9 protein-coding genes are annotated in these 7,859 nt (G+C 69.8%); 5 read left to right on the forward strand and 4 right to left on the reverse strand.

Features of this window, described 5'->3' with window-relative positions; all coding sequences use genetic code 11:
• Positions 1 to 292 precede the first annotated feature (292 nt).
• The 3 genes from ACFY2Z_RS41330 to ACFY2Z_RS41340 form a co-directional block, all read right to left on the reverse strand.
• A complete protein-coding gene (locus tag ACFY2Z_RS41330; protein ID WP_390749148.1) occupies positions 293 to 385 on the reverse strand; it encodes a winged helix-turn-helix domain-containing protein in 93 nt (30 codons plus the stop codon).
• Between the two features lie 99 nt (positions 386 to 484).
• Positions 485 to 952 (reverse strand): response regulator, encoded by a 468-nt coding sequence (locus ACFY2Z_RS41335; RefSeq protein ID WP_390749149.1) that lies wholly within the window; start codon positions 950 to 952, stop codon positions 485 to 487.
• 28 nt (positions 953 to 980) lie between these two features.
• A complete protein-coding gene (locus ACFY2Z_RS41340) occupies positions 981 to 1,265 on the reverse strand; it encodes a hypothetical protein (RefSeq protein WP_390749156.1) in 285 nt (94 codons plus the stop codon).
• Between the two features lie 141 nt (positions 1,266 to 1,406).
• On the opposite strand from ACFY2Z_RS41340, the gene ACFY2Z_RS41345 reads away from it, so the two are divergent.
• From ACFY2Z_RS41345 to ACFY2Z_RS41360, 4 genes are all read left to right on the forward strand, one after another.
• Positions 1,407 to 1,964, forward strand: a complete 558-nt coding sequence (locus tag ACFY2Z_RS41345; protein WP_390749150.1) for a hypothetical protein — start codon at positions 1,407 to 1,409, stop codon at positions 1,962 to 1,964.
• Between the two features lie 476 nt (positions 1,965 to 2,440).
• Positions 2,441 to 4,390 carry an amino acid transporter gene (locus ACFY2Z_RS41350; RefSeq protein ID WP_390749151.1) on the forward strand — a complete coding sequence of 650 codons (1,950 nt, stop codon included), beginning with the start codon at positions 2,441 to 2,443 and terminating at the stop codon, positions 4,388 to 4,390.
• A 163-nt stretch (positions 4,391 to 4,553) separates the two neighbouring features.
• The gene (locus ACFY2Z_RS41355) at positions 4,554 to 5,033 is read left to right on the forward strand and encodes a MarR family winged helix-turn-helix transcriptional regulator (protein WP_390749152.1); all 480 of its coding nucleotides are present in this window, start codon (positions 4,554 to 4,556) and stop codon (positions 5,031 to 5,033) included.
• Positions 5,034 to 5,081: 48 nt separating this feature from the next.
• Positions 5,082 to 6,086 (forward strand): LLM class flavin-dependent oxidoreductase, encoded by a 1,005-nt coding sequence (locus tag ACFY2Z_RS41360; protein ID WP_390749153.1) that lies wholly within the window; start codon positions 5,082 to 5,084, stop codon positions 6,084 to 6,086.
• Between the two features lie 54 nt (positions 6,087 to 6,140).
• Here the strand turns inward: ACFY2Z_RS41360 and ACFY2Z_RS41365 are convergent, their stop codons facing one another.
• Positions 6,141 to 6,614 carry a DUF1348 family protein gene (locus ACFY2Z_RS41365; protein WP_390749154.1) on the reverse strand — a complete coding sequence of 158 codons (474 nt, stop codon included), beginning with the start codon at positions 6,612 to 6,614 and terminating at the stop codon, positions 6,141 to 6,143.
• Between the two features lie 251 nt (positions 6,615 to 6,865).
• Between ACFY2Z_RS41365 and ACFY2Z_RS41370 the strand changes: the two genes are divergently transcribed.
• A complete protein-coding gene (locus tag ACFY2Z_RS41370; RefSeq protein WP_390749155.1) occupies positions 6,866 to 7,711 on the forward strand; it encodes an alpha/beta fold hydrolase in 846 nt (281 codons plus the stop codon).
• Positions 7,712 to 7,859 lie beyond the last annotated feature (148 nt).

The raw sequence follows: 7,859 nt of genomic DNA on the forward strand, positions 1-7,859 counted from the left end.
CGGTGGCCGTTCTCATATCCGGACCCTCACTCCGACGCCGGGACAAACACCCGGATCAGGTGGGAACCGGTACACCACTTCCAGGGACGCAACCGACCGTGACGGCGCGATGTCGGCTGCGTGAAGTGACTGATGGCCCCGGCCTTACGCGGGGAGGCGGACCGGGGCTCTTCATCGACGCTACGCCGGTCCACACCGCCCTCCGAGTCCCGGTGACGCGACGCTGACGGCGATCCGGCCGACACTGACGCGTTGTTGACGCATCCCTGCGGGCGCGTCAACGGGGCGGGGATCACTGCTCGAAGCGGTAGCCCATCCCGGGCTCTGTGATGAGATGGCGGGGGTGCGCGGGGTCCCGCTCCAGTTTGCGCCGCAGTTGGGCCATGTAGACCCGAAGACGCCCCAGACCTCCTGCAGCAGATGCTTCTGGGTGACCAGCCGCCCGGGGTTGGTGACCAGGATCGCCGTGAAGTGCGGCTCGCCCCTACCGAGCGGCATCTGCTGGACGTTGCGTACCGCCTTCTTGGCGGGCAGGTCGATGGTGAAGTCGTCGGTCGTGACCTGGTCCGTCCGGTGGGCGGGCGGTCCCTGGTCCGAGCGGCGGACGGCGGCCCGCAGCCGGGCCGGCAACTCGTCCATGTCGAAAGGCCTTGGTGATGTACTCGTCGGCGCCCGCGTCGAGGGTCGCCACCTTCTCGCCCGCGGCCTGACGGGCCGACAGCACCAGGATCGGCACCCGGGTCCAGCCGCGCAGCGCTCTGATGACGTCGACGCCCTCCATGTCGGGCAGGCCGAGATCGAGCAGGACCGCATCGGGCCGGTGGACCGCTGCCAGGCTCAGAGCGGTCGCGCCGTCGGGTGCCGCGTGCACTTCGTACCGACGGGCCTGCAAGTTGATGACGAGGGCACGAACGATGGAGGGGTCGTCCTCCACCACCAGCATCCGGCTCATGGGCGTGCGCCTCTCCTTTCGTACGGAATCACCGATACCGGTGGCGGTCGACCGGTACGACGAAGGCGGGAGCCGGCGGCTCCGGAGCAACTCCGGGCCGCCGGCTCCCGTAGGGGCCATGCTGCGCCCTCAGTGCTTCGCTGCGAGGTCCGGCGGACTCCACGATGCGGCGCAGGTTGACGGCCGTGATCAGCACGAGCACGGCGAGGCACAGCCGGTCGTCGTACAGGGCCGGGAACGCGGACGTCAGAGCCGCCACGCCCGCCGTGACGGCGACGTGCGGGGCCGCGTGCGGGGCGACACGCGGGTGCACCCAGGTTCTGGCCGCTTCCGGCCGGATCCGTGCGCTCTTGCGCGTTCCTCGCGCCAGTCGGCGTCAAGAAGCACCCCCGGCACATCAGGATCCCATCAAGGCACCTCTCGTCCGGCTCCCCCGCTGTCTACCGTCGGTGGTATGGAAGGCCGTGACCACGTGCGACACGAGGTGACCGGCGCGCCCGCGGCGGAACCCGGGCGGGCGCTGTCCGACCGCCGCTGGACGAAGGAACTGCACAGCTCGGTCCGCTGTGCGGCCGCGCTCCTCGCGATGCTGCTCCTGATCGACTGGGGCGCCGGCACAGCGACTCATGGGCGCACCGCGATGTGGTGCGCGCTGTCCCTGCTGCTGTTCGTGGTGCTGTACCCACGGCGGATCACTGCGGGCGAGGGCTGGCTGGCCTCGCGCGGACTGCTGCGTACGCAGCGGGTCCGCACCGACCTGCTGGTGTCGGTGCGCTGTCTGGACGGCGTCTCCCAGCGGCTGGTGCTCCGGGACGCGCTCGGCGGCCGGGTCGAGCTCGATCCCCAGGTGCTGGTGAACAACCCCGATCTGTGGCACCGGCTGCACGACGACGCCCGCGCCGCGGCGGAGCTGGGCTGCCTGATGTGCGGGGAGACCGCGCTGCGCCGCGTCCAGCAGCGGGTCGACCGCGAGACCGCCCTCACCGTGTTCAAGGTGTCAGGGTTGGAGTAGCGGAATTGAGGACGTCGGTCCCGGTACAACGGCGGTGGTGCCGGAACCGGCTGAGCGGCCCGTGGCTCGTAGAGCCGCGGGCCGCCGTATGCGTCAGCCCTCGTGCGGCGGCCCCGCGGTGTCGAGTGCGGCGTCCGCTCTCTCAGCCGGGATTCACAGCGCCTTGACGGATCCGGTGGTCACCGTTGCCTGTCGACCGCCAGGGCCGCATCGACATGACGCTGTGTGTTCACAGGGCGCGGGGACCGCCCTCATGTGCCGCACGCCATATCCGGACCGCCAGGGCCCAGTCCTTTGATGCGTCCCTGATGTCGGTTTGATTCCCCACTTACGCCGGTCCGGCGGTTTTTAACGCAAGCTTGACGCCGCAGCCCGCCTCAACCGTGGGCCGAGACGTCACTCTCTGCTTACGCTGGTGCGGCCGTCCGTGTGATGGCCGATTCACCCACCGAGCCGCACACCAGGAGAGCACGCCGATGGCCACCACCGAACACCCACCTGCGAGCCGATTGCGGGCGTGGATGCTGGAGGGGCTGTCCGACATGGGCAAGGGCTCCACCCCTGCGGCCGCACAGCCCGCACCCGCGCACAAGGGGCAGCGCTGGTGGCGGGTGATGTGCCTGACCGGTGTCGACTACTTCTCCACCCTCGGCTACCAGCCCGGCATCGCCGCGCTCGCCGCCGGTCTGCTCTCCCCCATCGCCACCATCGTGCTGGTGATCGTGACGCTGGCCGGCGCCCTGCCCGTCTACCGCCGCGTCGCCGAGGAGAGCCCGCACGGCGAGGGCTCCATCGCCATGCTGGAACGGCTGCTCTCCTTCTGGCAGGGCAAGCTCTTCGTGCTGACGCTGCTCGGCTTCGCCGCCACCGACTTCCTGATCACCATCACCCTCTCCGCCGCCGACGCCTCCACCCACCTCGTGGAGAACCCCCATCTCACCGGCGTCCTCCACGGCCACCAGATGCTGATCACCCTGCTGCTGGTGGCCCTGCTCGGCGCGGTGTTCCTCAAGGGGTTCCTGGAGGCGATCGGGGTCGCGGTCGCCCTCGTCGGCATCTACCTCGTCCTCAACATGGTCGTGGTCGCCGTGGGCCTGTGGCATGTCGTCACCGCCGGACATGTGGTCACCGACTGGACCGGCGCCCTGACCGCCGAGCACGGCAATGTCTTCGTGATGGTCGGCCTGGCCCTGCTCGTGTTCCCGAAGCTGGCGCTCGGCCTGTCCGGCTTCGAGACCGGGGTCGCCGTCATGCCCCATGTGCAGGGCGACGCGGACGACACCGAGGAGAAGCCCACCGGCCGGATCCGGGACACGAAGAAGCTGCTCACGACCGCCGCGCTGATCATGAGCGGCTTCCTGATCGCGACCAGCTTCATCACGACGCTGCTGATCCCGGAGAAGGAGTTCAAGGCCGGCGGCCAGGCGAACGGGCGCGCGCTGGCGTATCTGGCGCACCAGTATCTGGGCGGCGGTTTCGGCACGGTCTACGACGTCTCGACGATCGCGATCCTGTGGTTCGCGGGCGCCTCCGCCATGGCCGGCCTGCTGAACCTCATGCCGCGCTATCTCCCCCGCTACGGCATGGCCCCGCACTGGGCCCGCGCCGTGCGGCCCATGGTCATGGTCTTCACCCTGGTCGCGTTCCTCGTCACCTGGATCTTCGACGCCGACGTCGACGCCCAGGGCGGCGCCTACGCCACCGGTGTGCTGGTGCTGATCAGCTCCGCGGCGATCGCGGTGACCATCGCCTCCCGCAAGGCCCGCCAGCGCAACTGGACCATCGCCTTCGCGGTGATATCCGCGGTGTTCCTCTACACCACGGTCGTCAACGTGATCGAGCGGCCGGACGGTGTGAAGATCGGTGCCTGCTTCATCGCCGGGATCATCCTCGTGTCGCTGCTGTCCCGCCTCGCCCGGTCCTTCGAGCTCCGCGTGACCAGCGTGGCCCTGGACGACATGGCGGAACGGTTCGTGCGGGACATCGCCAGCCGGAAGATCCGGTTCATCGCCAACGAGCCCGGCGAGCGGGACGCCGCCGAGTACCGCCACAAGATCGAGCAGATCCGCGCCGACAACGACATCACCCCCCAGGACGACTTCGTCTTCGTGGAGGTGACCGTCACCGACCCCTCGGAGTTCGAGGCGGGTCTGACCGTACGCGGTGAGGTCCTGCACGACCGCTACCGCGTGCTCACCCTGGAGTCGTCCTCCATCCCCAACGCCCTCGCCGCCCTGATGCTCCACGTCCGCGACACCACCGGCTGCATCCCGCACATCTACTTCGAGTGGACCGAGGGCAGCCCGTTCGCCAACTTCCTGCGGTTCTTCCTCTTCGGCCAGGGCGAGGTCGCCCCGGTCACCAGGGAAGTACTGCGCGAGGCGGAGACCGACCGCAAGCGGCGGCCGCGGGTTCACGTCGGCTGAACCGGACACGCGCCGACGGGACAGGCATCGCGCGAGGACGCGCGAGGAGCAGCCCGTCGGCGCGGTCGCACATCCGGCGCCGTAGGACCCTATTGAGTGGTTCACGACCAATTCGCGCTCTATAGAATTCGGAGAGGACGTGAACACCAGGGTGGAGCCGGCCATGCAGCAGAGCACAGAAGCAGCGAACGGCGCCGTGGGCGCACCGGCCGAGGAGGTCTCCCTGCTCCTGGACGACCAGCTCTGCTTCGCCCTGTACGCGGCCTCCCGCGCCGTCACCGCACGCTACCGGCCCCTGCTGGACGAACTCGGCCTCACCTACCCCCAGTACCTGGTGATGCTCGTGCTGTGGGACCAGGACTCGATCTCCGTACGCGATCTGGGCCAGGCCCTTCAACTGGAGTCCAGCACTCTCTCGCCCCTCCTGAAGCGTCTGGAGTCGAGCGGTCTGCTCAGGCGCGAGCGACGCCCGGAGGACGAACGCTCCGTCGCCATCCGTCTGACCGACGCCGGGGCCCGCCTGCGGGACCGGGCGTGGACGATCCCGCCCGCCATCGGCGACGCCATGGGCCTGACCCGCGAGCAGGAGGTGCAGGCCGGGCAGCTCCTGCGCCTCATCACCGCGAACGTCTCCGGCGGCTGAGGCGGCGACCGCCGGGAATCACCCGCCGCTCCGGGCGTTGAAGCCCTTGTGAGCGCCGTGACCGCACAGACCCGTATCTCCGTACTCGACCGTTCGCGCACCCGCGAGGGGCACGACGGGACCGAGGCCCTGCAGCAGACCGTGCGACTGGCCCAGGAGGCCGAAGGGCTCGGGTACCACCGGTTCTGGGTCTCGGAGCACCACGGTGTGCCCGGCGTCGCCGGGTCCGCGCCGACCGTGTTGGCCGCGGCCGTCGCGGCGGCCACCCGAACCATCCGGGTGGGCACGGGCGGCGTGATGCTGCCCAATCACCGGCCGCTGGTCGTGGCCGAGCAGTTCGGCGTGCTGGAGGCTCTCTTCCCCGGCCGGATCGACATGGGCCTCGGCCGCTCCGTCGGCTTCACCGACGGGGTGCGCAGGGCACTGGGCCGGGACAAGGACGACGCCGACGACTTCGCCGGCCAACTCGACGAACTTCTGGGGTGGTTCCGCGGCTCCTCCCCCACCGGCGTCCATGCGCGCCCCTCCGAGGGCCTGACCGTGCCGCCCTTCGTACTGGCCATGGGCGAGGGCGCGACGATCGCCGCACGGGCAGGGCTGCCCATGGTGATCGGAGACCTGCGGAACCGGGAGAAGATGCTCCGGGGAATCGAGCACTACCGGGAGACGTTCCGGCCTTCCCCACGGGCGAGCGAGCCGTATGTCGTCGTCTCCGGCACGATCGCGGTCGCCGCCACACCCGAGGAGGCCCGCCGCATCCTGCTCCCGGAGGCGTGGTCTATGGCGTATGCGCGGACCCACGGCACCTTCCCGCCCCTGCCGCCCGCCGAGCGCGTGGAGTCCCTGACGATGACCGCCAAGGAGCGCGGCTTCTACGAGGCCGGGCTCGCCGGCCATATCGCCGGCACCGAGGAGCAGGTCGCCGACGAGCTGGAGAACCTGCTCAAGGAGACCGGGGCGCGGGAGGTGCTCGTCACGACGAGCACGTACGACCGTACGGCGCTCGTGGACTCGTACCGAAGGCTGGCCCGGGTCGCCGGACTCGGCGCCTGAGTCCGTCGTCTCCCCTGGCGGGTCCCGGGGCGGCGACGGCTCGTCGGCGCATGGTCACAGGCCCAGGTCGCTGAGGCCCGGGTGGTCGTCGGGCCGGCGTCCGAGCGGCCAGTGGTACAGACGCTCCGCCTGCGTGATGGGCAGGTCGTTGATGCACGCATAGCGCTTGCGCATCAGGCCGTTGTCGTCGAACTCCCAGTTCTCGTTGCCGTAGGACCGGAACCAGTTGTCCGAGTCGTCGTGGCACTCGTAGGCGAAACGCACGGCGATGCGGTTGCCGTCGAAGGCCCAGAGCTCCTTGATGAGGCGGTACTCCAGCTCCCGCCGCCATTTACGGGTCAGGAAGGCGACGATCTCGTCGCGGCCGTCGACGAACTCCGCGCGGTTGCGCCAGCGGGAGTCGACCGTGTAGGCGAGGGCGACCTTCGCGGGGTCGCGGGAGTTCCAGCCGTCCTCCGCCTGCCGCACCTTCTCGACAGCGGTCTCCCGGGTGAAGGGCGGGAACGGAGGGCGTGGTTCGTCTGCCATGTCGTCTCCATCGGATGAGGGCGCCCAGCGGCGCCACCGGAGAACGCTCGTTCTCCGCTGACGTCCACCGTACGAGAACGATCATTCTCCCGCAAGAGCGGGCGCCGGGCGCGCCTCCGATCGAGAGGCCGGGAGCCCTTGATCGGCAGCCGATAAAGTCGTGCACAATTAAGTTGTGCACGACTTGATTGTGTGATCTACTTACGGCCGTCGCAGAGGCACTGCCCCCCTCACCCAAGGAAGCAGCAGTCATGAAGCACTTCACCCGTCGTTCCAAGCTCTACGCCGCCGCCCTGGCGTCCGTCGCCGGTCTGGCCACGGTGACCCTCGCGGCCACCGCAGGTGCCGCTCCCGCGACCGCATCGGCCGACAGCACCACCCACAAGAAGCCGACCGTGGTCCTCGTCCACGGCGCCTTCGCCGACGCCTCCAGCTGGAACGGCGTCATCAAGCGCCTGGAGCACGACGGCTATCCGGTGATCGCCCCCGCCAACCCGCTGCGCGGACTGAACGGCGACTCCGCCTATCTGGCCGCACTGCTCAAGAGCGTCAAGGGCCCGGTCGTCCTGGTCGGCCACTCCTACGGCGGCGCCGTCATCAGCCAGGCCGCCGACCACGACCCGAACGTGAAGGCGCTCGTCTACATCGCCGCCTTCTCACCGGCCAAGGGCGAGAGCGCCGCCGAGCTGTCCGGCAAGTTCCCCGGCAGCACGCTCGGCGCCACCCTGAACAAGGTCCCCTTCCCGCTGGAGGGCGGCGGTACGGGCACCGACCTGTACATCGACCCCGCCAAGTTCCACAACCAGTTCGCCGCCGACGTACCACGTGCCACGGCGGCCCTCATGGCTGCCACCCAGCGTCCCATCGCCGCCTCCGCCCTGGACGAGAAGGCCACCGAGGCCGCCTGGAAGACGATTCCCTCCTGGGACCTCATCACCACCCAGGACAAGAACATCCCGGCCGCCGCCCAGCGCTTCATGGCGAAGCGCGCCCACTCCCACAGCGTCGAGATCAAGGCCTCGCACGCCGTGTCCGTCTCGCAGCCCGGTGCGGTCACCGACCTGGTGGAAGAGGCGTCCGCCGCGACCGTGCGCTGACCCCCTCGGCCGCGCGCCCGCGCCGGCCGCGACGGCCGTGAGGCCCCCCTCGTGTGCTTGAGTTCTAGGAGTCGTCGCAACACCCCAGCCCAAGGGGTGCGATGGAGTTCCAGATCCGCAAGGTGCGGACGGTGGCCCAAGGCCGTAA

Origin of the sequence: Streptomyces sp. NPDC001222, from assembly GCF_042896945.1 — a bacterium.
GTDB classification, from domain to species: Bacteria; Actinomycetota; Actinomycetes; order Streptomycetales; family Streptomycetaceae; genus Streptomyces; species Streptomyces gibsoniae.

Coding starts and splice junctions, on each gene's coding strand:
- ACFY2Z_RS41365 (WP_390749154.1), bottom strand. CDS start 6,614: ATGGCAGACGAACCACGCCCTCCGTTCCCGCCCTTCACCCGGGAGACC.
- ACFY2Z_RS41350 (WP_390749151.1), top strand. CDS start 2,441: ATGGCCACCACCGAACACCCACCTGCGAGCCGATTGCGGGCGTGGATG.
- ACFY2Z_RS41355 (WP_390749152.1), top strand. CDS start 4,554: ATGCAGCAGAGCACAGAAGCAGCGAACGGCGCCGTGGGCGCACCGGCC.
- ACFY2Z_RS41345 (WP_390749150.1), top strand. CDS start 1,407: ATGGAAGGCCGTGACCACGTGCGACACGAGGTGACCGGCGCGCCCGCG.
- ACFY2Z_RS41335 (WP_390749149.1), bottom strand. CDS start 952: ATGAGCCGGATGCTGGTGGTGGAGGACGACCCCTCCATCGTTCGTGCC.
- ACFY2Z_RS41370 (WP_390749155.1), top strand. CDS start 6,866: ATGAAGCACTTCACCCGTCGTTCCAAGCTCTACGCCGCCGCCCTGGCG.
- ACFY2Z_RS41330 (WP_390749148.1), bottom strand. CDS start 385: ATGGCCCAACTGCGGCGCAAACTGGAGCGGGACCCCGCGCACCCCCGC.